21 protein-coding genes are annotated in these 23,908 nt (G+C 60.3%); 14 read left to right on the top strand and 7 right to left on the bottom strand.

All coding sequences use genetic code 11. The features are described from left to right. Positions 1-13 precede the first annotated feature (13 nt). From infA to trxB, 4 genes are all read right to left on the bottom strand, one after another. Positions 14-232: a translation initiation factor IF-1 gene (gene infA / locus LVD11_RS04055; RefSeq protein ID WP_010130378.1), complete on the bottom strand. Its 219-nt coding sequence runs from the start codon at positions 230-232 to the stop codon at positions 14-16. A 128-nt stretch (positions 233-360) separates the two neighbouring features. After that, the gene (locus tag LVD11_RS04050; RefSeq protein WP_237056480.1) at positions 361-1,080 is read right to left on the bottom strand and encodes an arginyltransferase; all 720 of its coding nucleotides are present in this window, start codon (positions 1,078-1,080) and stop codon (positions 361-363) included. After that, positions 1,077-1,799 carry a leucyl/phenylalanyl-tRNA--protein transferase gene (gene aat, locus LVD11_RS04045; RefSeq protein ID WP_237056477.1) on the bottom strand — a complete coding sequence of 241 codons (723 nt, stop codon included), beginning with the start codon at positions 1,797-1,799 and terminating at the stop codon, positions 1,077-1,079. The genes LVD11_RS04050 and aat overlap by 4 nt, the downstream gene beginning before the upstream one ends. A gap of 145 nt (positions 1,800-1,944) precedes the next feature. Beyond that, positions 1,945-2,889: a thioredoxin-disulfide reductase gene (trxB, locus tag LVD11_RS04040; RefSeq protein WP_237056475.1), complete on the bottom strand. Its 945-nt coding sequence runs from the start codon at positions 2,887-2,889 to the stop codon at positions 1,945-1,947. 411 nt (positions 2,890-3,300) lie between these two features. On the opposite strand from trxB, the gene LVD11_RS04035 reads away from it, so the two are divergent. From LVD11_RS04035 to LVD11_RS04025, 3 genes are all read left to right on the top strand, one after another. Beyond that, on the top strand, positions 3,301-5,643 hold the full coding sequence (locus tag LVD11_RS04035; protein WP_237056472.1) for a DNA translocase FtsK: 2,343 nt from the start codon (positions 3,301-3,303) through the stop codon (positions 5,641-5,643). A 157-nt stretch (positions 5,644-5,800) separates the two neighbouring features. Next, complete coding sequence (lolA, locus tag LVD11_RS04030; protein ID WP_237056470.1) at positions 5,801-6,412, top strand: outer membrane lipoprotein periplasmic chaperone LolA; 612 nt, start codon at positions 5,801-5,803, stop codon at positions 6,410-6,412. Continuing rightward, positions 6,405-7,763, top strand: coding sequence for a replication-associated recombination protein A (locus tag LVD11_RS04025; protein ID WP_237056468.1), 1,359 nt, complete (start codon positions 6,405-6,407; stop codon positions 7,761-7,763). Before lolA ends, LVD11_RS04025 begins: the two co-directional genes overlap by 8 nt. A gap of 41 nt (positions 7,764-7,804) precedes the next feature. On the opposite strand, the gene LVD11_RS04020 is transcribed toward LVD11_RS04025, so the two are convergent. Next, a complete protein-coding gene (locus LVD11_RS04020; RefSeq protein WP_237056465.1) occupies positions 7,805-8,008 on the bottom strand; it encodes an SDR family oxidoreductase in 204 nt (67 codons plus the stop codon). A gap of 280 nt (positions 8,009-8,288) precedes the next feature. On the opposite strand from LVD11_RS04020, the gene crcB reads away from it, so the two are divergent. The 4 genes from crcB (at position 8,289) to LVD11_RS04000 (ending at position 11,778) form a co-directional block, all read left to right on the top strand. Then, entirely contained in the window at positions 8,289-8,663 is a 375-nt protein-coding gene (gene crcB, locus LVD11_RS04015; protein ID WP_237056462.1) for a fluoride efflux transporter CrcB, read from the top strand. A gap of 17 nt (positions 8,664-8,680) precedes the next feature. Continuing rightward, a complete protein-coding gene (gene serS, locus LVD11_RS04010) occupies positions 8,681-9,958 on the top strand; it encodes a serine--tRNA ligase (RefSeq protein ID WP_237056460.1) in 1,278 nt (425 codons plus the stop codon). 48 nt (positions 9,959-10,006) lie between these two features. Continuing rightward, positions 10,007-11,386: a siroheme synthase CysG gene (gene cysG, locus LVD11_RS04005; protein ID WP_237056459.1), complete on the top strand. Its 1,380-nt coding sequence runs from the start codon at positions 10,007-10,009 to the stop codon at positions 11,384-11,386. Between the two features lie 167 nt (positions 11,387-11,553). Continuing rightward, positions 11,554-11,778, top strand: coding sequence for a hypothetical protein (locus LVD11_RS04000; RefSeq protein WP_237056456.1), 225 nt, complete (start codon positions 11,554-11,556; stop codon positions 11,776-11,778). 22 nt (positions 11,779-11,800) lie between these two features. On the opposite strand, the gene LVD11_RS03995 is transcribed toward LVD11_RS04000, so the two are convergent. Continuing rightward, positions 11,801-14,155, bottom strand: coding sequence for a penicillin acylase family protein (locus LVD11_RS03995; protein ID WP_237056454.1), 2,355 nt, complete (start codon positions 14,153-14,155; stop codon positions 11,801-11,803). 296 nt (positions 14,156-14,451) lie between these two features. Between LVD11_RS03995 and LVD11_RS03990 the strand changes: the two genes are divergently transcribed. From LVD11_RS03990 to LVD11_RS03970, 5 genes are all read left to right on the top strand, one after another. Further along, positions 14,452-17,022 (top strand): TonB-dependent receptor, encoded by a 2,571-nt coding sequence (locus LVD11_RS03990; RefSeq protein ID WP_237056451.1) that lies wholly within the window; start codon positions 14,452-14,454, stop codon positions 17,020-17,022. Between the two features lie 174 nt (positions 17,023-17,196). Beyond that, positions 17,197-18,489, top strand: a complete 1,293-nt coding sequence (gene egtB / locus LVD11_RS03985) for an ergothioneine biosynthesis protein EgtB (RefSeq protein ID WP_237056449.1) — start codon at positions 17,197-17,199, stop codon at positions 18,487-18,489. After that, positions 18,486-19,454, top strand: coding sequence for an L-histidine N(alpha)-methyltransferase (gene egtD, locus LVD11_RS03980; protein ID WP_237056447.1), 969 nt, complete (start codon positions 18,486-18,488; stop codon positions 19,452-19,454). Before egtB ends, egtD begins: the two co-directional genes overlap by 4 nt. A gap of 172 nt (positions 19,455-19,626) precedes the next feature. Then, positions 19,627-20,052 (top strand): DUF411 domain-containing protein, encoded by a 426-nt coding sequence (locus LVD11_RS03975; protein ID WP_237056445.1) that lies wholly within the window; start codon positions 19,627-19,629, stop codon positions 20,050-20,052. A gap of 48 nt (positions 20,053-20,100) precedes the next feature. Next, on the top strand, positions 20,101-21,078 hold the full coding sequence (locus LVD11_RS03970) for a hydrolase (protein ID WP_237056443.1): 978 nt from the start codon (positions 20,101-20,103) through the stop codon (positions 21,076-21,078). Positions 21,079-21,091: 13 nt separating this feature from the next. Here LVD11_RS03970 and LVD11_RS03965 read toward each other — a convergent pair whose 3' ends face one another. Then, positions 21,092-21,412, bottom strand: coding sequence for a YidH family protein (locus tag LVD11_RS03965; protein ID WP_237056441.1), 321 nt, complete (start codon positions 21,410-21,412; stop codon positions 21,092-21,094). A 297-nt stretch (positions 21,413-21,709) separates the two neighbouring features. On the opposite strand from LVD11_RS03965, the gene LVD11_RS03960 reads away from it, so the two are divergent. Both LVD11_RS03960 and LVD11_RS03955 read left to right on the top strand, forming a co-directional pair. Next, entirely contained in the window at positions 21,710-22,342 is a 633-nt protein-coding gene (locus LVD11_RS03960; RefSeq protein WP_369413305.1) for an amidohydrolase family protein, read from the top strand. A 156-nt stretch (positions 22,343-22,498) separates the two neighbouring features. Further along, positions 22,499-23,899, top strand: coding sequence for an alginate export family protein (locus tag LVD11_RS03955; RefSeq protein WP_237056434.1), 1,401 nt, complete (start codon positions 22,499-22,501; stop codon positions 23,897-23,899). The last annotated feature ends 9 nt before the right edge of the window (positions 23,900-23,908 follow it).

The raw sequence follows: 23,908 nt of genomic DNA, 5'->3' as shown, positions 1-23,908 counted from the left end.
TAAACCGGTTAGCTCAGCGCGCGCGGTAAGTGATGCGGCCCTTGCTCAGGTCGTAGGGAGTCAGCTCTACCTTGACCTTGTCACCGGTGAGGATACGGATGTAGTTCTTGCGCATTTTTCCGGAGATGTGCGCGATCACCACGTGTCCGTTTTCAAGCTTTACGCGGAATGTGGTGTTCGGCAGGGTGTCGATCACCTCGCCTTCCATCTCAATGTAATCGTCTTTCGCCATGCGGCAGTAACCTTCAAAATAACTTGATCTGACCTTTTACCCCGGCGGCACATAGGCCGGGCCGCGGTGCGACGGGCGCGTATTTTGCACGAAAAGACGCGGCAGGGCAAAACCTGGGGCCCGGGGCGCTAGCCAGACTTCAGGTGCCAGCGGTTGTCGCGCAGTAATTCCACCGGTTCAAACCGGGTTTTATAGGCCATTTTCTGGCAATTTTCGATCCAGTAGCCCAGGTAGAGGCTCGGCAGGCCCAGCTGCCGGGCCCATTCGATCTGGTACAGGATGCAATAGCTGCCGAGGCTGCGGCGCGCCTCATCCGGGTCGAAAAAAGTATAGATGGCGGAAAGGCCTGCAGTGAGCAGGTCCGTAACTGCAGTGGCGACCAGGGCCCCGCGGGCACGGAACTCGATATAGCGCGTGCTGCCCCAGGCCGGCGAGAGAAAGTCGCGGAACTGGTCCCGGCTGGGTGGGTACATCTCCCCGTCCCGGTGCCGCTCCTCGATGTAGCGTGCATACAGCTGATAGTGCTCATCGGTGTCGATGGTATCGACATGGAAGATGTCCAGGTCGCGGTTGCGCTTCCAGCAGCGCCGCTGGCTGCGGTCAGGTACGAACAGTCCAACCGGTACCCTGGCGGGGATGCAGGCATTGCAGTTGGCGCACTGGGGCCGGTACAGGTATTCGCCACTGCGCCTGAACCCAAGCTCTGACAGCTGGGTGTATAGCTGCTGGTCGACCCGGGTCTGGGGATCCATGAAGACCGTGGTTGCCTCCCGTCCGGGCAGGTAGCCGCAGGGGTGGGGCAGGGTGGCCAGTAACCGCACTGAGTCCAGCTGGGAGTACCTGCTCATAGGGCAATATTCCTGGAGAGGGTCCATGGGCGCGGGAAATCACTCATCGCCGTTCCCCGGGCCAGAAGCTGCTCGAAGGCAGCACGCTCTACCTCTACTGCGCCGAGGCTGGTCAGGTGTGGGTTGCTCACCTGGCAGTCGATCAACGGGCAGCCCCAGAATTGTAACTGGCGGACCAGGTGGGCAAAAGCCACTTTGGAGGCATCGGTTTCCCGGTGGAACATGGATTCGCCGAAGAACACCCGGCCGATCGCCAGCCCGTAGAGCCCGCCGACCAGTCGGTCGCCCTCCCAGGTCTCCACAGAGTGCGCGTACCCGAGACGGTGCATCTCGAGATAGGCCTCCCGCATCTCCCCGGTAATCCAGGTCCCGTCATCCTGCGCCCGCGGCTCACTGCAGGCCTGGATGACTTCACCGAAACACCGGTCGAAAGTCACCGTGTAGCGGCCGCGGCGCAGGGTCTTGCGCAGGCTGCGGCCGATTGAGAATCGGTCCGGCAGGACGACACAGCGCGGTGAGGGGGACCACCACAGGATTGGTTGGCCGTCCGAGTACCACGGGAAGATGCCGCGCTTATAGGCGGCCAGCAACCACTCCGGTGTCAGTTGGCCCCCAACCGCGAGCAGCCCGTTGGGGTCGCCCAGTGCCTGGTGGGTAGGGGGGAAATCAGGGGGGCCCTCACCGAGCAGGCTCAGGCGCTCTTCGCTTTGTCTGGTCATCTGTTACTGAGCCCTCTGTGCGGGTGCTGCTGCCGGCTGTCGCCGTAGTGGTGGGACGGTATTACCAAAAGAGTACAAAAGAAAAGGGCGACCCAAAAGATCGCCCTTTAATGACACTGCATTTGCCGGCCACGCCGGTAGCGGCTCAGAGACCGTCGAGGAAGCGCTCTGCGTCGAGTGCTGCCATACAGCCTGTGCCCGCGGAGGTGACTGCCTGGCGGTAGATATGATCAGAGACATCACCGGCCGCGAATACTCCCGGGATCGATGTCTGGGTGGCGTTCCCGTCGAGGCCGCTCTGGACAATGATGTAGCCGCCGTTCATCTCCAGCTGGTCGGCAAAGATGTCTGTGTTCGGCTTGTGGCCAATGGCGATAAAGACTCCTGAGACGTCCAGTTCACGAGTGGAATCATCCTGGGTGCTGCGCAGGCGTACACCGGTAACACCATTGTCGTCACCCAGCACCTCGTCCAGCGTGTGATGCCAGCATACCTTGATATTGCCGTTCTCGACCTTGTCCATGAGGCGGTCCTGCAGGATCTTCTCAGCGCGCAGTTCATCGCGGCGGTGGATCAGGGTGACCTCGCTGGCGATGTTGGAGAGATACAGGGCCTCTTCCACGGCGGTATTGCCGCCGCCTACAACGGCGACCTTCTGGTCGCGGTAGAAGAAGCCATCACAGGTCGCGCAGGCCGATACGCCGCGGCCCTGGAATGCCTCTTCAGAGGGCAGGCCCAGGTACTGGGCAGAAGCGCCGGTGGCAATGATCAGGGCGTCACAGGTATAGGTTTCATTGCCTTTCAGCACGAACGGGCGCTGCTTCAGGTCCACGGAATCGATGTGATCGAAAACGATTTCTGTCTCAAACCGCTCTGCGTGCTGCTGCATCTGTACCATGAGGTCCGGGCCCTGCAGTTCGGCGATACCGCCCGGCCAGTTCTCGACTTCGGTGGTAGTGGTCAACTGGCCACCCTGCTGCATACCGGTGATGACTACCGGGTTGAGGTTGGCGCGCGCGGCGTAGATTGCTGCAGTGTAACCGGCTGGACCGGAACCGAGAATAATCAGTCGATGATGCTTGTCACTCATAAAAGGCTCTTCAACAAATCCGTTAACAACAGTGTATCCGCTCCGGTGTGCGGGCGGCAGCCGGCTGAAAATTGATCAGCGGAGGCTATCAAATTGAGCGATATCATAGGCTAAGGGTGGGGGGGAGCGAAATAGTTTGGCTCAATTCCAATCATTGCACGCCACTATGCCCGGTCGCCCCGGCGGGGCGGCTGGGCTACCGTGCGCCCTCACTGTGGAAGCGATTGAACTGGCTCACAATTTTACTTGGGAAAACCCTCTAACTGTTTGAATTATATGAATTAAATCTATCTTAAAGTAAACTCTCAAGCAGCACGATAGTGGTATTTTAGGCGTCTCTGTAGTACACAGGGCACTTCCGTCGGGGCGGAGACAGCTCCCGGACACAACAAGAATCACCGAGGTACGCCAGTGAAGGCCGAGAGCGCAACCGACAAACCAGATACCGAGGCCGGCAGCCTGCCCGAATCGCTGATCGCCCGGCTATTGCGCGAAGGGGCCCTGATTGCCCTGCTGGCCGGGGCGCTGCTGATGGCCATCAGCCTGGCAAGCTACAGCCCCCAGGACCCCGGTTGGTCGCACACCGGCCATGGCGGGCCGGTCCAGAACGCAATTGGCCCAACCGGCGCCTGGCTGGCTGATGTCTGCCTTTCGCTGCTGGGCTGGATGGCCTATCTCTTTCCCCTGCTGATTGGCTGGCGTGCGTTCGGTATCCTCCGCGACCGTAACGCGCGGTTCCATGGGCCGCTGTTTGCGCTACGGGTAACCGGGCTTGTTCTTTTGCTGGCGACCGGGGCCGGACTTGCCACACTGTCTTTCGCCCAGGCCGAGGAACCCTTGCCGTTCTCCAATGGCGGGATAGTGGGGGCCGCTATTGCGAGCTCGATGGAAACCAGTCTTGGGTACGTGGGGGCGACAATCCTCTTACTGGCACTGTTTGCCATTGGCATAACCGTATTCACCGGCCTCTCATGGCTGAAGTTGGCGGACAGTATTGGTCGTAATCTACTGGGACTGATCGCCTGGCTTGGCCAGCGCTACCAGCGTGCGCGCCAGGAACGGGAAGAAAAGCGCGTGGCGCGGGAGGCCGTCCTGGTACGCAAGGCCGCCGTAACGGAAGAGAAACAGCGTACAGCCAAGCGCATCCCGCCAAAGATCGAACCCTCATTGCCGGCCCCCAAGCCCAGTCCCCGTGCTGCGAAAGAAAAGCAGGGCGAGCTTTTTTCCAGTGGGCCGGTGACCGGCAAGCTGCCGCCACTGTCGCTGCTGGATGCCCCGGACAAAAACAAAAAGGCCGGATTTTCCCGCGAGTCGCTGGAAGCCCTGTCCCGCCTCCTAGAACTCAAGCTGAAGGATTTCGGCGTGGTGGCGGAAGTGGTTTCAGTGCTGCCCGGTCCGGTGGTCACACGCTTTGAAATCCAGCCGGCTCCGGGGGTCAAGGTCAGCAAAATCAGTAACCTGGCCAAGGACCTCGCGCGCTCACTGGCTGTGATCAGCGTGCGGGTGGTGGAAGTGATTCCGGGCAAGTCGGTAGTGGGAATCGAGATTCCCAACGAGAACCGCCAGATGGTGCGCCTGACCGAGGTCCTGTCGGCGGATGTGTACGAGAATGCCAAGTCCCGCCTCACGCTGGCGCTGGGACACGATATCTCCGGCCAGCCAGTGGTGGCGGACCTGGCCAAGATGCCGCACCTGCTGGTGGCGGGTACCACCGGCTCCGGTAAGTCAGTGGGCATCAATGTGATGCTCCTGAGCCTGCTTTACAAATCCACGCCCGAGGAGGTCCGCCTGATCCTGGTGGACCCGAAGATGCTGGAACTGTCAGTGTACGAGGGGATTCCGCACCTGCTGACCCCGGTAATCACTGACATGAACGACGCCGCCAATGGGCTGCGCTGGTGTGTCGGTGAAATGGAGCGACGCTATAAGCTGATGGCAGCCATGGGCGTGCGCAACCTGGCGGGTTTCAACCGCAAAGTCCGCGAGGCGATTGAAGCAGGGGAGCCCCTGGTCGACCCGACCTGGCAGCCGGATCCGGCCTCCAGCGTCCCGGAAGGCGAGCAGACGCCGCCGCACCTCAAGCCACTGCCGGCGATTGTGGTGGTGATTGACGAATTTGCCGACATGATGATGATTGTGGGCAAGAAGGTGGAACAGTTGATCGCGCGGATCGCACAGAAGGCCCGCGCCGCCGGGATCCACCTCCTGCTCGCCACCCAGCGTCCGTCGGTGGATGTGATTACCGGCCTGATCAAGGCCAATGTGCCCACCCGCATGGCCTTCCAGGTGTCCTCCAAAGTGGACTCCCGGACCATCCTCGACCAGGGCGGTGCAGAGCAACTGCTTGGCCACGGCGACATGCTGTACCTGCCGCCGGGCAGCGGCGTGCCGGTGCGTGTCCACGGTGCGTTCGTGGATGACCACGAAGTGCACAAGGTTGTAGCCGACTGGAGCCGTCGCGGTGAGCCGGATTATATCGACGGCATTGTCGATGACAGCAATAACAGTATCCCGGTACCCGGGTTGCAATCCGAGGGCGGGGAAGACGATGATCCGGAAACCGATGCGCTCTATGATGAGGCCGTGGCCTTTGTGACCAAGTCGCGCAAGGCCTCGATTTCTTCGGTGCAGCGGCAGTTGCGCATCGGCTACAATCGCGCGGCTCGTATTATCGATGCCATGGAGGCCGCCGGTGTGGTTTCCCCCGCCGGCCATAACGGCAATCGCGAGGTCCTCGCGCCGCCACCCGCCTGATCACCCGGCTCCCGGCCGGGTTCAGTTATCGTTCACACGCCGGCGGCTAATCTTTAGGGAACTTTGGACAGGTGCAGAGTCTCGATCGCTACACACAGAGAGGCTATGGACCTGATACCAGGTTTCCTATGGAAAACACCAGCACTGGAGTCTCGCTATGAATCGCTTTATTACTGCCCTTGCGGCTTCCGCGTCGCTACTGACCAGCTCTGCGTGGGCCGACGCCACCGCCGAACTGAGCCAGTTGCTGCAACCGCTGGCATCTATCTCGGGAAAGTTCCACCAGACCCTCACCGATGAGCGCGGTGAAGTCCTGCAGAAAAGCAGCGGCACCTTCTCCGTTGAGCGTCCGGGAAAGTTACGCTGGGAGACAGGGGAGCCCTTTCCGCAGCTGCTGGTGACCAACAACAAAAAACTGTGGCTGTATGACCCGGATCTCGAGCAGGTGACTATCCGCCCGGTGGATAAGCGCATGAAAGAGACCCCGGCACTGTTGCTTGGTGGCAAGGTGGGTGAGATTCGCAGCTCATTCAATGTGGCGAGCAAGGATGGCGCCTTCCAGCTCACTCCGAAAAGCGATTCGGCACCGTTTCGATCCATGGAAATTCGCTTCAGTGACAAAGGGCTGCCCGCGGCAATGACCGTGCGTGACAGTATGGGGCAGACTACCAGGATCAAGTTCAGTCGGGTCAAGGCGAACCCCAGCCTTGCTGCGGCACTGTTCAACTTCAACCCACCGGCAGGAACCGACATTATCCGCGATGAGTGACCTGTTCCAGTCCGCACCAAAACACCAGCCCCTGGCCGCGCGCATGCGGCCTCGCAACCTGGCCCAGTACATGGGCCAGACGCATTTATTGGGGCCGGGAAAACCGCTGCGGGAAGCAGTGGAGCGGGGACAATTGCACTCCATGGTCCTGTGGGGACCGCCGGGGGTGGGCAAGACGACCTTCGCCCGCCTGCTGGCAGAGGAGTGCGATGCCCATTTCACCACGCTGTCCGCGGTGCTGGCCGGGGTAAAAGACATCCGGGCAGCGGTGGCGGAGGCTGAACAGCAGCGGGTCCAGACCGGGCGCGGCACCATTCTGTTTGTGGACGAGGTACACCGTTTTAACAAGGCGCAACAGGATGCGTTCCTGCCGTACGTGGAAGAGGGCACCGTCACCTTTGTCGGCGCCACCACCGAGAATCCCTCATTTGAGCTGAACAATGCACTACTCTCTCGATGCCGGGTCTACATGCTGCGCAACCTCAATGAGGAGGAACTGCTGCAGTTGATGCACCGGGCACTGGCCGAGGACGAGGCGCTGCAGAAACTGCACCCGCAGATCGATGAGGCGATTCTGGCCAAGCTGGCAAAGGCCGCAGACGGTGATGCCCGCGGTGCGCTTAACCTGCTGGAGATTGCCTGTGACCTGTCCCGGGAAGAGGGCGGCCGCTATGTAATCGATGAGGCGGTGCTGGCGGAAGTGCTGAGTGCCGATGTGCGGCGGTTCGACAAGGGCGGGGACTATTTCTACGACCAGATTTCGGCCCTGCACAAGGCGGTGAGGGGATCGGACCCGGATGCCGCACTCTACTGGTTTGCCCGCATGGTGGACGGGGGGTGCGACCCGCTTTATATCGCCCGCCGGGCCGTGCGTATGGCCAGCGAGGATATCGGTAATGCGGACCCTCGTGCGCTACAGGTTGCCCTCGATGCCTGGGATGTCCAGGAGCGCCTGGGCAGCCCGGAAGGGGAGCTGGCGATTGCCCAGGCAATTGCCTACCTGGCGGTCGCCCCGAAAAGCAATGCCGTCTACAGCGCCTACAAGCGAGTGCTGGCGGACGTACGGCGGGATCCCAGCTACGAGGTTCCCATCCACCTGCGCAATGCGCCCACCAAACTGGCCAAAAGCATGGCGCACGGAGCCGAGTACCGCTATGCCCACGATGAGCCGGATGCCTTTGCCGCGGGAGAGAACTACTTTCCCGAACCCATACACGAGCGCGTGTACTACCAGCCGGTGCCACGGGGGCTGGAACTCAAAATCGGCGACAAGCTGGAGAAGCTCAGGCAGCTGAACCGCGACAGCGGGCAGCAGCGATACGGCCGGGATGCGGGGCGGCAAAAGAACTGAAAAGGGCCCGCGGATGCGGGCCCACTGGCGTTAACACCCGGTCACGCTTTGAAACCGCCGTCGACGTCGTAGTGCGAGCCGGTGATGAAGGCGGCTTCCGGTCCCGCCAGGAATGCCACAACCCCCGCCACTTCTTCCGGGCGACCATGGCGCTTCAGCGCCATAAAGCTGTGCAATACCTCACTGTAGGCACCGTCGGCCGGATTCATCTCCGTATCGGTGGGGCCCGGCTGGACATTGTTCACAGTTACGCGCTTTACCCTAAAGCCGCATTCGTGCCCGCGCGAGTGGGAATGTTTGTGGATTTCCTCGTTGAGCGCTTTGCCGGTACACCGGACTGGGCGATACCGCAGTGAAGCCGTCTCTGGGATCCGGGGGGTTACTTACAGCCACAGCGGGCCGGCTCAGTGCCGGTGGCGGCGAATTCCGGTAGAATCCCCGGTCATATGACCGGCCCGGATGCCGGCCGGGGATTCAACACCGGTTGCCACTCGCACGTGGCGCCGACCGACGCGGGAACTTTGAATGCAGTGGCTGGCGATTGCAGTGGGGGGCGCCATTGGTGCGTTGATCCGTCACCTGGTGAGTGTCTGGAGCTATCCCGTTTTTGAGGGGCGGTTTCCCCTTGGCACGCTGATTGTCAATGTCATGGGCTCTTTCCTGATCGGCGTGGTCTATGTTGCGATCGTGGAGCGTGGCATGCTTTCCCCGGAATGGCGGCTACTGCTGATGACGGGCCTGTTTGGCGCGCTGACCACTTTCTCCACTTTCTCGCTGGAAACGCTGCTGTTGTGGCACAATAACCAGCCTTTGATGGCGATTGCCTACCTTTTGATCAGCCTGGTCCTGTGCCTGGCTGCTACCGGCGCGGCCATCGCACTGACAATGAAATATCTATAAGCGGTAATCAAAGCATCATGCTCGACCCCAAACTCATTCGCACCCAGATGGACCAAGTGGCCGCGACTCTGAAAAAGCGCGGTTTTGAACTCGATACTGCCCGCCTCCAGGAACTGGAGGAGCGGCGCAAGGAACTGCAGGTTCGCACCGAAAGCCTGCAGAGTGAGCGCAACAGCAAATCCAAGAATATCGGCCGGGCCAAGGCCCAGGGCGAGGATATCGCACCGTTGCTGAAGGAAGTGGAGTCCCTGGGTGGCCAACTGAGTGAAGCGAAAGAGGCCCTGGGACAGCTGCAGCAGGAGCTGGATGAAGTCCTGTCGGCGATCCCCAACCTGCTGGATGAGTCCGTACCGGAAGGGGAGACCGAGGACGATAATGTCGAGGTCCGCACCTGGGGCTCGCCCCGCACTTTCGATTTTGAGGTCCGCGATCATGTCGACCTGGGCGCGCAGCTGAATGGCCTGGATTTCGAGGTGGCGAGCAAGCTCACCGGTTCCCGCTTTGCGGTAATGACCGGGCAGGTGGCAAAGCTGCACCGGGCGTTGGCACAGTTTATGCTGGATACGCATATTGAATCACATGGTTACCGCGAGGCGAATGTTCCCGTGATCGTGAACAGCGATTCACTGTTCGGCACCTCCCAGTTGCCGAAGTTCGCCGAGGACCTGTTCAAGCTGGAAGATGAGCGTAATTTCTACCTGATCCCGACTGCCGAGGTGCCGCTGACCAACCTGTACCGGGATGAGATTGTTGAGGATGCGGAGTCGCTGCCGCACAAGTATGTGGCGCATACCACCTGCTTCCGCTCCGAAGCCGGCTCCCATGGGCGCGACACCCGCGGCATGATTCGTCAGCACCAGTTTGAGAAGGTGGAACTGGTCTGGTTTGCCCGCCCGGACCAGTCAGAGCAAGCGCTCGAGGACCTTACGGGCCACGCGGAAACCATTTTGCAGAAGCTGGAGCTGCCGTATCGGACGGTTATCCTGTGTGGCGGCGACATCGGTTTCGCTGCGCGCAAGACCTACGATATCGAGGTGTGGATTCCCTCCCAGGCCAAGTATCGCGAGATCTCTTCGTGCTCACTGGTGGGCGATTTCCAGGCGCGCCGGATGAAAGCCCGGTGGCGCAATCCGGAAACAGGCAAGCCGGAGCTGCTGCATACCCTTAATGGTTCCGGCCTCGCCGTCGGTCGTACCCTGATTGCCGTGCTGGAAAATTACCAGCGTGAGGACGGTAGCATTCAGGTTCCTGAGGCACTGCGCGGCTACATGGGCGGAATCGAAAGTATCGGCTGACTGCCCACACCAGGGACCGGCCCGGATTGGAATAACGGATAACCATCGTTGCGCTACATTCCCCTCGCATTTGACCTGATAGACCGCCCCTGCCTGCTGGTGGGTGGCGGACCTGTTGCCACCCGCAAAGCGCGTTTGCTGCGCAAGGCCGGTGCCCGCCTGTTTGTGGTCGCCCCGGACATTACCGACGAGTTACGCGAGCTGGTGCGTAAAAGTGGTGGGCAGTATTACCCCGAACCCTATCGCACCGAATTTCTGGACCTTGGCGACCTGGTGATTGCCGCCACCTCGGAGGAATCGGTCAACGCCATTGTCTCCGCCGATGCCAGGGCACTGCGCCTGCCGGTCAACGTGGTGGACTCCCCGGAACTCTGCACCTTTACTGTACCGGCGCTGGTTGAGCGCGGCCCCCTGTCGATTGGCATCAGCAGTGGCGGTGCGGCGCCGGTACTGGCGCGCAGTATCCGTGCGCAACTGGAAGCCCTGCTGTCACCGGCGGTCGCCACCATGGCAGAGATGGCCGCACGCACGCGGGACAGGGTCAAAGAGGCGCTGCCGGAGCCCCAGCGCAAGGATTTCTGGCAATGGGTTTTTACCGGCCCGGTGGCGAGCAAGGTGGAGTCCGGCAAGCCGGAAGAAGGTGAGGCACAATTACTCGAAGTGCTGGAAAAGTGGGCCGGAAGCCCGGAACCTACCGGTGAGGTCTACCTGGTGGGCGGCGGCCCCGGGGATCCGGACCTGCTGACGTTCCGTGCGCTGCGCCTGATGCAGCAGGCGGACGTGGTGCTCTACGACCGTCTTGTCTCCCACCAGGTATTGGAATTGGTGCGCCGGGATGCCGAGCGGATTTATGTGGGCAAGAAGAAAGAGTTTCACTCGGTACCCCAGGACAATATAAACCAGCTGCTGGTGGATCTGGCCAGAGAGGGCAAGAAAGTCCTGCGCCTGAAAGGCGGGGACCCGTTTATCTTTGGTCGCGGTGGTGAGGAAATCGACCGGCTGGCGGATGCCAGGATTCCGTTCCAGGTGGTGCCCGGTATTACTGCAGCCTCAGGCTGTGCCAGTTACGCGGGTATCCCGCTGACGCACCGTGACCATGCACAGTCGGTGCGCTTCATTACCGGCCACCTCAAGGAAGGCGAGCTGGTCCTGCCCTGGAAGGAGCTGGCTTCCCCGGGCCAGACGCTGGTGTTCTACATGGGCCTCACCGGCATCGATACCATTTGCGCACAGCTGACAGCGCATGGGCTGCCTGCCGAAACACCGGCAGCACTGGTTGAAAAAGGCACTACGCCGGAGCAGCGTGTGGTGGTGGGCAACCTGTGCACGCTGCCGGACCTGGCCCGGGAGCGCGATGTGCAGGCGCCCGCATTGACGATTGTCGGCGGTGTCGTCAGCCTGCATGAAAAGTTGCAGTGGTTTCGCTGACATTACCGCCTGATGGCCTGTATATGGCGGGGGACTGACAGCTACAACCACTTTGAACGCTGGCTGCAAACCACCCCTGGTGAACGGCTAACTATACTGCTAGATAGATTTTCCCAGTGGTGTCTAGCATGGTTGTCGCGCTGATCCGATTTTACTGCACGCTTTTAGTGCACAGTTTTTTGCCGGCGGAAGAAGAGATTTCCCTGCCGGACCCGAACGACAGCCACACCCGGCGCTATACCCGGGCTTATCGGGTAAAGCGGGGCTGGGTTAAAAATCTCTGGATCGTCGCAACCCTGTTGATGATCTGTTTCCCGCTGCTGCCGTTTGTGGCGGCACTGGGCCTGCTGACTTCTTTCCTGTCCTTCGCCATTCTCGACGAAACCGCTTGAAGCGCAGGCCCACCGGTCATCGCTAGTGCAGTGTCAGGGTGTAGTGGGTCTCGCCTTCCTTCATCGGCGAGGGATTGCCCTCGACCCAGTCACTGTGGCCGTTACCGAAGAAGGGCGAGAGCGGGTGGGCGCTCTGCCCGGTGGCCATATGGAAGATGGCACTTTCCTCCCGTCCGGGCGCAACGACCATGCGCTGGGAGGCGCCGGTGGTCGGCGACTGTGCCCGAGGCAGGTGGGTATCGCCGGACAGCTGATCTGCCGGCATGGCTGTCAGCCAGTTCACCGGTGCGACGGCACGGCCCAGCGGGTGCCAGATCCGGGCAGTGTTCTGCACGCCCCAGGTCTGTTCGTCCAGGGGTAGCCCGTCTCTGGCCATCCGCTCCAGGACGGCATCCAGTGCAGCCATCTTGAGCTCGCGCCAGGATTCGAAATCCGGGTTGAGCAGGTGCGCGGGCTCACTGCGGTTCATCTCCCACGCCGCATATTCCAGTTGCCGCTTGCGTGGACCGAAAGAAAAGTCCTCCTGGAAGCGGCGCATATAGGTCAGTACCGGAGCGGTGGCCAGCTCGAGGAACTTGAGGCGGAAGTTCCGGACAATACGGTAGCCTACGGAATCGGCGCTGGCCCGGCCCTCCCAGTTTTCCAGCTCGGCCCGCACGTCGGCATAGTTGTTGTTGCCCTCAAGGAGCGCCAGTAACTGTTTCTGCCAGCGTTGCAGGAAGAGGGCGCGGTCATCCAGCTGCAGGTCAAGCAGATCTTGCTCGGCGAAGGATTCACTGGCAAACAGCGCGTCACGGATCTGCTGCTGGCGTGCCCCCAGCGCGTAGCCATGGTCGCCCATTACCGCCAACTGCGGTCCGTCCATGACCCGGCTGTTCGCCGTCCAGATTCGATGGGAGGGAGGGTTGTAGACTCGGGGCTGCTCGCTCGCATCCAGGTAGCCATCCCAGTGTGCGGTGCCGTCAGCCCATGATACCGAGCGGCTGCCGTCCAGTCCCACACGGCGGGGAATCGCGCCGCCTACCGTCCAGCCGATGTTTCCGTCCCTGTCACCAACCACCAGGTTCTGGTGTGGAATTCCCAGGCGGGCGCCCAGGTCCAGAGCCTCGGACGCTGACGCGACTTTCTCCATCAATAGCAGGTTCAGGTTCCCGCCGCGGATATCATGGGCCACCCACCGGTAAGCCAGTGGTATGCCCCGGTGGTCGTTACCCACTACCGGCCCCCAGATGGTCTTGCGCACCTGCAGGGTCTCAGGTTTACCATCCTTGATTTCTATCACTTCGGGCTCAACGGCAAACTCTACCCAGCCAGCAGGCGTGCGATAACGCTCGCCGCTCTTATCCACTTCGAGCGGGATCAGGTCGCCCCAGTCACCCATGGTATTGGTGAAACCCCAGGCCACCAGGCCATTACTGCCCACTACGGCAATCGGCCCGCCCGGTAGAGTGGCCGCGCGCATCTGTCTGTCGGTGCCGGGGATAGTCCACGCTGCCCGGTACCAGATGTTGGGGACGTCGAGCCCCAGGTGCATATCGTCCGCCAACATGGCCCCACCGTGGGCAGTCAGCGCGCCACCGACCACCCAGTTATTGCTGCCAAAGACCTGGTCGTCGCTCTCCATGGGCTGGTATGCAATCGGGTCTGCTTCTTTGAGGAGGGAGGCAATGTGGGTTTCGGGCACGCTAACCGGGCCGCGTGCCTCCCCGATCAGGGGGGCATCCCAGCTTCCGCCCTCCGGGAAGAAGAAGCTGTAGAGATCCTCGGGTAACAGTTGTGCAAGCGCGGTATCCCGTTGCTCGAACTTGCCGATCGGGCTCTGCAGGCTCAGGTACATGCTGAAGACACTCAGCATGCTGTCAGCTGCAGTCCAGGGATGCGGCTCCTGGTTGAGCAGCACGTATTCCCAGGGCTTGCTGCCCAGTTCCTCCAGTCCCAGGTTGACCCCGCGGACATACTGCGCGAGCAGCGCCTGCTGGTCAGCGGGCAGGGCCTCGACATTGCGTTGAGCCCGCTGGCGGAACTGGTGTACCCGTACCTCACGGTCGTGCTCCAACGCCGCACCCCCTACCAGCGCCGATAGCTCACCCGCCGAATTTCGGCGCAGCAGGTCCATCTGGAAAAAGCGCTCCTGGCCATGCAGGAAGCCCAGGGCAAAGGCGATACTGTCACGGCTTTCGGATTGGATCAGGGGAACTCCCCGGGCATCGCGGCGTATGGTCACCGGGGCGTCGAGCTTGCCGGTTTCCAGGCTGCCCTCGAGCATAGGCAGGCTCTGGCGCAACCATAACCAGCCTGCCGCCAGGGCAATCGCGGTAATGGTGGCGATAAGTATCAGTGCACGGGTCACGAACCGAAGTGGAGTGGTAGGGGACATGGCTACATCCGGTGGAAAATGCTTATTGGTCTTGTTACAGCCGGATATTAGCAGCCAGCGGTGCACCAAAATAGTTACCCGGGGACATATAAGAGTCACAAATTTCACTTTTCAGAGGAATGACGTGCCATTAAAGTCCGCCGTCAACCGGTTGCGTTTGGGAGAACTGACTGGTCACTAGAAAAAAGTCATAACGGGCTTTCACATTTGGTTTTTGGCACGTAATATGGCGCCCAATAACAAAAAACTAACCGAACATCACGCTTTTCTATAACAACAAACGCGAGGACGCGATGATGCACGACGCCGATCAGCCCGGTACCAACCGGAACTTCCGTCTGTCCATTCTTTCCCAAGCTGTTGCCTTTGCCACTGCGATCAGCGGCTCCGCCTATGCGGCCGAGATCGAGGAAGTGGTGGTGACTGCGCAGAAGCGCTCGGAAAACCTCCAGGATGTCCCCATTGCGATTTCCGCCTTCACCGGCGACAACATCGAGAAGATGGGTGCACAGAGCCTGACCGACCTGGGTAAATCCACCCCCGGTGTCGAAATGAATAACGACACAGCCCTGCAGCCGACCTACAACATCCGCGGCATCCAGACTTCCGACTTTACTGTCGGTTCTGACCCCGCGGTGGCTGTCTACGTGGACGGTGTCTATACCGGCCGCGGCGCCGGTGCCGAGGTACCCCTGGCCGATATCGAGCGGGTAGAGGTACTGAAAGGCCCGCAGGGCACCCTGTTCGGCCGCAACGCCACCGGTGGTGCCATCCACATCATCACCAAGCGTCCCTTCAACGAGGACCAGACCGAGGTGTCCCTGACTGCGGGCAACTACGGCCGCATGTCCTCGGACGTGATCATCAACCGCGCCATCAATGATCGTGCCGCGGTGCGCCTGACCGCGTCCACCGACAAGCGTGACGGTTATTACCCGAACGCCCTCGACGGTTCCGACTGGGGTGGGCAGGACACCAAGACCCTGCGCGCTGCGGTCTCGCTGCTGCCGACCGACAACACAGAAATCCTGTGGCGCGGCGAGTACAGCCGCCTGGACCAGAACGGTGCCACCCGCGTCTCCACCAACGATGCCATCTCCGTTGGCGGTGGCGATATCTTCGGTGACGTGGCGTTCGATTTCGGCAACGTGGAAGAGCGCGACCTGTACGGCACTTCCCTGAAGGTCACCCACAATTTCGAGAATGTGACCCTCACCTCCATCACCGCGTACCGCACTTTCGAGGCGTACATCGGCCAGGACGAGGACGGCGCCAACAACCCGGACTTCTACTTCGGTTCCGCCAACACTGACGACCAGGAATTCTTCTCGCAGGAATTCCGCCTGAATGGTGAGACCGACACCCTCAAGTGGACCCTGGGCGCGTCCTACTCCCAGGAGAAGCTGGAGCACAACACCGAGGCGTTCTTCACCCCGAGTACCTTCGAGTCGTTCGCCCTGTACACCGCACTGCGTGAGAGCCCCATGGACCTGCTGGGCCTGGCCGGTGCGCTGCCGCCGGAAATGCAGCAGCCGGTTATCGACGAGCTCACGCCGCAGCTGATGGCGATCTCCCAGATGACCGACGAGCAGGTGCGTGACATCGTACCCGGCGCTCGCGAGATGATCCGCAGCTTTGGCCTGGACGGTGCCCTGATCGCCAGCTTCTTCGGCCAGAACCTGCTGCCGTCTCTCGTTGCGCAGGCGCAGCAATCCCCGGAAGCCTGGGGCCAGTTCCTGAGCACCTTCTCCTGTGCTCCGGCCCTGAGCGACCCGGCCCTCTTGCAGGGCTGCCTGTTCCAGGGCGCCAATGCCTTCGTCCAGGGTACTGATGCCAGCTGGCGTGAGAATGTACTGAACACCGGTGACTACCGTTCAGCGGCCATCTACGGTGACGCGACCTGGTCCCTGACCGATCGCATGGACCTGACTTTCGGCCTGCGTTACACCCAGGACGACAAGGACTTCACCATCGATACCGCCTACCAGAACGAGCTGTACGGCCTGCCGTTCGGTATTGCCTTCTTCAGCGGCGGCCAGCCGATGATTTCCGAATCGCCGTCCGACAGCTGGTCCGATCTCTCCGGTCGAGTCGTTCTTGATTACACCTGGAACGACAATGTGATGACCTACGCCTCTCTGGCGAACGGTTTCAAGGCGGGTGGTTTCAACAGCCTGAACTACGGTGAGGATATCGAGAACTCCTTCGACCAGGAGAACGTCACCAACTTTGAAGTGGGCATGAAGTCGAACCTGCTCGACAACCGCATGCAGTTGAACGCGTCCCTGTTCGCTTACGAGTACGATAACCTGCAGGAACTGAGCCTGATCGGTTTCCCGATCCCCAGCTACAACCTGCGTAACGCCGATGCCGAAGGGCAGGGCGCCGAGGTGGAAGTGCTGTTCGCGGCTACAGACAACCTCCTGATCGGCGGTAACTACTCGAACCTGAAGACCGAGTACACCCGCTACCAGATCATCGAGGCTGCCGGTGAGACCGCTGCAGATGACCGCACCGGCGATCCGCGCGTAGGCACTCCGGAGAACAAGTTCAACCTGATGGCGGAATACGTCATCGGTCTGAACTCCGGCGGCGATGTCGTCCTGCGGGGTGACTACAACTGGACCGACGAGCGTGTAGGCACCATCTCTGACCCGTCGTTGACGGTACCTGACTACCAGCTGCTGAATGCCCGTGTGGCTTTCAACAGCCCCACTGATACCTACACTGTCTCGGCCTGGGTCCAGAACCTGACCGATGAGGAGATCGTGGGTTCCTATGGTGGCCCGGGTAGTGCGATTGGCTCCGAGACCGGCTGGCGTTTCCAGCCGCGTATGTTCGGTGCAGACGTGACTGTGCGCTTCTGATCAGGAACCCTGATACAGAGGTAATGAAAGGCCGGCATTTGCCGGCCTTTCTTTTTTTGGGGAACTGAAACACAGAGAAAAAAGCGCCAAAAAATCCAGGGCCGCTGGCAATTTCATGGGAATCACGCCAAAACTGCGTATGATCAATGAAAAGCAGAAGCAGTGATCCAACGCATGACGTTACTTGCGCGAGAGGTATCTGACGAAAACCAAGCTGAACTCCTCTCCCGATATCGCCGGGTGCGTGCCGAGACAGAGGCGCTCGCCGATCCGCTCTCGGCGGAGGACATGCAGCTGCAGTCCATGCCCGATGCCAGCCCGAGCAAATGGCACCTCGCCCACACCACCTGGTTCTTCGAGACTTTCATCCTTCGCAATGCGCTGCCAGGTTACCGGGTTTTTGACAGCCACTACCATGAGCTTTTCAATTCCTACTACAACAGCCTGGGCACACCATTCAGCCGACCACAACGGGGCCTGCTGTCCCGACCGGACCTGGAAAGTGTTTTCTCCTACCGCCGGGCGGTGGACTTCGCGATGCGGGAACTGCTGTCGGAATATCCCATCCCGGACACGCTGGTCTCGCTGGTTACCCTGGGCCTGAATCACGAGCAGCAACACCAGGAACTGTTGCTGACCGATATCAAGCATGCCTTCTCCATTAACCCGTTACTACCTGCTTACACGGATTTTTCATTTGACCCGGAGGAGGAGGAGACCGCGGCCCCTGACCTTCAATGGCTTGAAATTCCCGGTGGGGCCTATGCCATCGGTGCGGAGGGGGATCATTTCTATTTTGACAATGAGAGCCCGGCGCACCAGCAACTGGTGCAGGATTTTCAGGTCGCATCGCGACTGGTGACCAACCGGGAGTTTGTCGACTTTATCGAAGATGGTGGTTACCGGGATCCGCGACTCTGGTTATCGGATGGGTGGTCCCTGGTGCAGCGTGAGCGCTGGGCAAAGCCATTGTACTGGCAGCAGAGGGAAGGGCGCTGGATGCAGTTTACCCTGGGCGGCCTGATGCCATTGGTCGATGGGGAGCCGGCCTGTCACCTCAATTTTTATGAGGCTGATGCCTTTGCTACCTGGGCTGGCAAGCGATTGCTGACAGAGGCAGAGTGGGAAGTCGCCGCCTGCCAGCTGCGCCGGCCGGACCAGCTGGCTTCCGCCAACCTGCTGGAGAAACGACAGCTTCGGCCGTTGGCCGCAGGCGCGGGCCACAACCAGTTTCTCGGTGATCTCTGGGAGTGGACCTCCAGTGCCTACCTGCCATATCCCGGTTTCCGTGCAAGTGCGGATGCAGTCGGCGAATACAATGGCAAGTTTATGTGTAACCAGAAAGTATTGCGGGGTGGCTCCTGCATTACGCCGGCGGACCATATTCGTATGACCTACCGTAATTTCTTTTACCCGCACCAGGGGTGGCAGTTTACCGGTATCAGGCTGGCAGGAGACCCAGTATGAATATGGCCTTATCACCAGCGAATGAAATCAACGAAACGGAATTCTTCCGTCGCGATGTGATTGCCGGCCTCAGTAAAAAGCAAAAAACGCTTCCCTGTAAATACCTGTACGACGAAGAGGGGTCGCGTATCTTTGAGCAGATCTGCGAGCTCACAGATTACTACCTGACCCGCACCGAGGCGGGGATTTTCCATGACCATCTGCCGCACATGGTGCAACTGATCGGGCCTGACAGTGTGATTATCGAGCCCGGCGCGGGCAACTGCGAGAAGGTGGAACCCTTGTTGGAGGCGCTCGAGGAGCCCCGGGCATACATCCCCATGGATATTTCGCCGGAAATCCTGCTCGCTGCCCGAACCCGCATCCGCAGCCAGTTGCCAGACCTGGAGGTGGATGCGCATGTGGGTGATTTTACTGCACCTGAAGCCTGGCAGGGTGTGGTAACGGAGAAGGTTGCTGGTCGGCGGGTAATTTTCTTCCCGGGATCCACCATCGGGAATTTCGATCCGGACGCAGCGCGCCAGCTGCTGGCTGGCTTTGCGGCCCATCTCGCCGCTGGTGACGGGATCCTGATCGGCACTGACCTGGTCAAGGACTCAGTTGTGCTCGAGCGGGCCTACAATGACAGCAAACACGTTACTGAAAATTTCAACAAGAACCTGCTGGCACGGGTCAATCGTGAGCTGGGCGGGGACTTTGACCTGGATGCCTTTGCCCATCGTTCTTTTTACCACGCACTGAGGCAGCGGGTAGAGATGCACCTGGTCAGCCTGAAGGCGCAGCAGGTCCACATTGCTGGCGAGCGCTTCGAATTTACCGAGGGCGAAACCATCCACACGGAAAACAGCCACAAGTATACCCTTGAAGGGTTTGCTGAAATGCTCGGTGGGGCCGGCTTTACACTGGTGCGCCAGTGGAGCGACAGGGGAGGGCTGTATGCCATTCATTATGCGGAAATCCGCTGAAGCACGGGTTATTTTCGCACCTTTCCTTTTATTGACAGTGCTGTGCGCAGGTATGGCCAATCCCGCACACGGGGCGTCTGATCCTGAGGCAGCTGCTGAAGAGCCACAGACAGGGCAACAATCTGTCATTACCGTCTACAAGCACCGGTTCTGCTTCTGCTGCAAGCGGTGGATGGAGCACCTACAGGCCAATGGCATGCAGACGCCGGTGGTGAACGCCAGCAACGATGAGCTCAGCGTTTTGAAGGGCAAATGGCGGATCCCCAATGGTATGCAGGGGTGCCATACCGGCGTGATCGACGGAAAATATGTGTTCGAAGGCCATGTCCCGGCACGACTGATCCGGAAATTCCTCGCCAACCCGCCGGAGGACAGTCTTGGCCTCACCGTGCCCGGGATGCCCGAGGGCAGCCCCGGGATGTATGACGGTGAGAATTTTGCGCCCTATACGGTGTACCTGGTGATGCGCGATGGTGACTACCGGTTCTACGCGCGAGTTGATGAGCCTGAAACCCGAAGTGAAGGGCGCCCGGAGGTTCGCGCTGAGCAGGATGAGCCGGAAAACTCGGTTAACGGGGCAGTGCGGGACGGCTCCTAGCCCTGTGTTTCTGGTAAGGTAGGGCCTCCCCGAACCGGATTGATTTGCATGGCAGAGAAGTTCCGCCCGGCCGCCGGCCTGGGCAATTGTCACCTCCAGACTGTTTTCTCCCGATTTCATCGCCCGAAGCCCTGGGTGCGGACGCACAGCCGCTGGCTGCGTACGCCTGACGGGGATGTCATCGCGCTCCATACGCCGGCAAAGCTCCACGATGATCCGGCAAGGCCACTGGTCCTGGTGTTGCACGGGCTCGAGGGGTCGGTCAACTCTCCCTACGCGCAGGGAATCATGGAGTCCCTGCAGCAGCGCAATTTCCAGGTGGCGGTTATGCATTTCCGCGGCTGCGGCGGGATACCCAACCGGCTTCCACGAGCGTACCACAGCGGCGACAGCGATGATCCTCGCTGGCTCGCCGGTGTCCTGCAGAAGGAATTGCCGAATACGCCATTGATGGCCGTGGGCTACTCATTGGGCGGCAACGTGCTGCTCAAGTGGCTGGGTGAGGACAGTCAGGCCAGCCCCTTGAGGGCGGCGGTGTCAGTGTCGGCGCCCCTCGACTTGCACGCCTGCAGTCACAGGATCAACCGTGGACTATCGCGGGTCTACCAGCGGCACCTGCTCGCGAGCCTTCGCGAAAGCCTGCTTCGCAAGAGTGCCAATGAAGAGTTGGCACGCCAGCTACCAGACCTGGAGGACGCCAGCCTGTTCAGCAACTTCCGGATCTTTGACGACAGGTTCACGGCACCACTGCACGGCTACCGTGATGTTGAGGATTACTACACCCGTGCTTCGAGCAAGCCGCTATTGAAGCGTATTGCGTCCCCGACGCTGATCATTCACGCCGTGGACGACCCCTTTATCTGCCCCAGCGCGGTACCGGAACCGGCGGAATGCAGTCCGTCGGTTGAGCTGGAGATCTCAAAGCAGGGCGGCCATGTAGGGTTTGTTGGCGGTAGTCTCTGGCGCCCCGTTTACTGGCTGGAACAGCGTATTCCTGCGTTCCTGGAGCGATTTCGCAAGCACTGAGGACCATCAGTAGCTACGCCAGGTGCAGCGTGAAGAAACCCACCAGGGCAAAGAGGCTCAAAACGAGGCCCGTCAAAAGCCAGTCGACAGGCCGGGCCCTGTCATCGACCTTTGTCAGGCCCTCGATCCGGTCACGCTGGATCCGCATTCGGAGGTAAGCCAGCAGTATGATCACAGCGCCCATCACCAGAAGGGTGAATTCACTCCTCACCGGCGGCGGCTGCGTGCCCAGCCTGCCGGCCGCGAGACCGAACCCCACCACAGCGACGGCCGTGCGTACCCACGCAAGGAAAGTGCGCTCATTGGCTGCGTGATCGTTGAACCTGTCCGGCAATGGTATTTCCTGTCCAGTTTTCGCAAGTCTAGTTGCAGGGGACATGGCAGTGGGCCGATCTGTGGGTCCGGTGTCCTGACACCTAATTTAACATAATCTATATTATGCGAACTTCACTTTGTATTAGGGTGGTTGTTAATACCTGCCCAGTGCACACGGTGCAGCTATCCGCCGCGCCCTGTGCACTTGCGCCAGTCTTCACGCGATCCAGGATGTCATCCACTTCCGCCCTCGGGCAACGCTAAGTAAGGCGCAACCCGTGCCACTTCCCCTTGGCTAAGCGACGACGTACATGTAATCCATACTGAGCTGGCGTCAGAGCTGACCTCACCCGACCATGCGGAGACTGTATCCGACCAGAACCTGAAGCGAATCAAGGCCCTGGGTGGCGGAATTTCTGTACAGGCACGTATGGCCTTTGCCGGTGAGTACTTCATTGAGCGCTACGGTAAAGAAGCGGCCCGCCGTGCCCCCCCAATTCGCAAGATGCTGGAAATGGGAATCCCGGTAGGACTCGGCACCGATGGTACCCGCGTGGCCAGTTTCAACCCCTGGGTCACCTACTACTGGGCTGTCTCCGGCCGTACCATCGGCGGCACCGAGCTATATGGACCGGAGAACCGTCTCGACCGCCGGACCGCGCTGAAGCTATTCACCCAGGGTTCCGCCTGGTTCTCCGGCGAGGAAGAAAGTAAAGGGGAAATCGCCCCGGGAATGGTTGCGGACTTCGCTATCCTCGACCGCGATATCTTCGAGGTGGAAGAGCCGGAGCTGCTGGAAACCCGCGCTGAACTTACCGTGGTGGATGGCGAAATTGAGTATGCCTCCGATGCCTACCCAGAACACAAGACCCGGGCCCTGCCTGCAATACCAGAATGGTCCCCGGTAACTTACACGGACCGCCGTCAGCAAACGACAACCGGCTCTTAGCCCCGATACCAGGTTGTAGCGGTAACAGGTGATTTCCGCCCACTATCAGAGGAGACCGGCTGTGCCTGCAGGATTGGGACAGTCGGACTCATCCCGGGGATGATATGCCTTTGGCGGTCGCCTGGACAGCCGAGGGGGTAACCGGGGTTCCGGACTATGCAATATAAACCTTCAGTTTTGGTGCTGGTTCTCATCGCGCTCTTGTCGAGTGCATCGGGATTTTCCCGGGATCTGGAACTGCCGCCAATAAAGAAACTGCGCTTCGAAGAGGACTATTCACACCTCGAAAGTGTCCCGCCCCGAGCGTGTTGGCCGGATTGCTGGAAATACATCCCGCTATCCGATACACGCGGGCGCTATTTCACTCTTGGCGGCGAGATCCGCCAGCGTTATGAGTACACAAACAACCCCGCTTACGGACAGGATCCCCAGGACAAGCGCGGCGTCTGGTTACAGCGCTACTCCCTGCTTGGTGACCTGCACTGGAATCCCGATGTGCGATTCTTCGGGCAGCTCACCAGCGCGCTGGAGAATGGTCGGGCCGAGGGGCCCAGCCCCGTGGATGAAGACAAGCTCGAGTGGCAGAACGCATTCCTGGACCTGAGCACCAGGCAACTGCGCGGCAGTGAAACGACCTTTCGCCTTGGGCGCCAGGAAATTGTACTGGGCTCTGGACGCCTGGTGGATGTCCGCGAGGGGCCGAATGTGCGGCGCACCTTTGATGGCGCCAGGAGCTTCTCAATCGGGGACGGCTGGCGCCTTGATGTGATCGCTGCGCGGCCACGCGAGGACCAGCGTGGCGTTTTCGATGACGGGACAAATAGCAACCAGGCACTCTGGGGGCTCTACGGCGTCATCAAGCAACCCCTGTCCGGGCCCGGCAACCTGGACCTCTACTACCTGGGATACGGCAATGACAGCTCTGCATATGTTCAGGGAGTCGCCAGGGAGCAGCGCCATTCCCTGGGAGCACGTTATTGGGGTGAGGCCGGGAACTGGATATGGAACTGGGAGACGCTCTACCAGTTCGGCAATTTCGGCAGCGATGATATCAATGCCTGGACACTGGCCATGGAGACTGCTTACCAGTGGCCGGAGGTTAACTGGCAACCCGGGTTGAAATTGAGTGTCAATATTGCCAGCGGTGACAAGAACCCGCTGGACGACGAGTTATCGACATTCAACCCGCTCTACCCCCGTGGGAACTATTTCTCTGAAGCCGCGGTTTTTGGTCCTCGTAATTTTTACAATTTCCATACCTTCTTGTACCTGAACCCCTCCGGGGTACTGGCCCTGACCGCCGACGTCAACTTTTTCTGGCGCCTGGAAAGCGAGGATGGCCTCTACAGTCCCAGTGGCCAGATAATCCGGCGACCGGAGGGAAGTGATGCCCACTTCGCCGCCTCTGCCCTGTCATTTACTGCCGAATACACAATCCGCCGCGGCCTTGTGTTTACCGCAATTCATACCTTTGGTAAGCCCGGGGAGTTCATTCGCGAGACGGGTCCCGCAGATGACCTCAATTTCACGGAATTGACCTTGCAGTACCGGTTTTAACCCGCCCGC

This window comes from Microbulbifer sediminum (assembly GCF_021729035.1).
In the GTDB taxonomy this organism is placed as follows: domain Bacteria; phylum Pseudomonadota; class Gammaproteobacteria; order Pseudomonadales; family Cellvibrionaceae; genus Microbulbifer; species Microbulbifer sediminum.
This window is presented reverse-complemented; position numbering and strand designations above follow the sequence as displayed.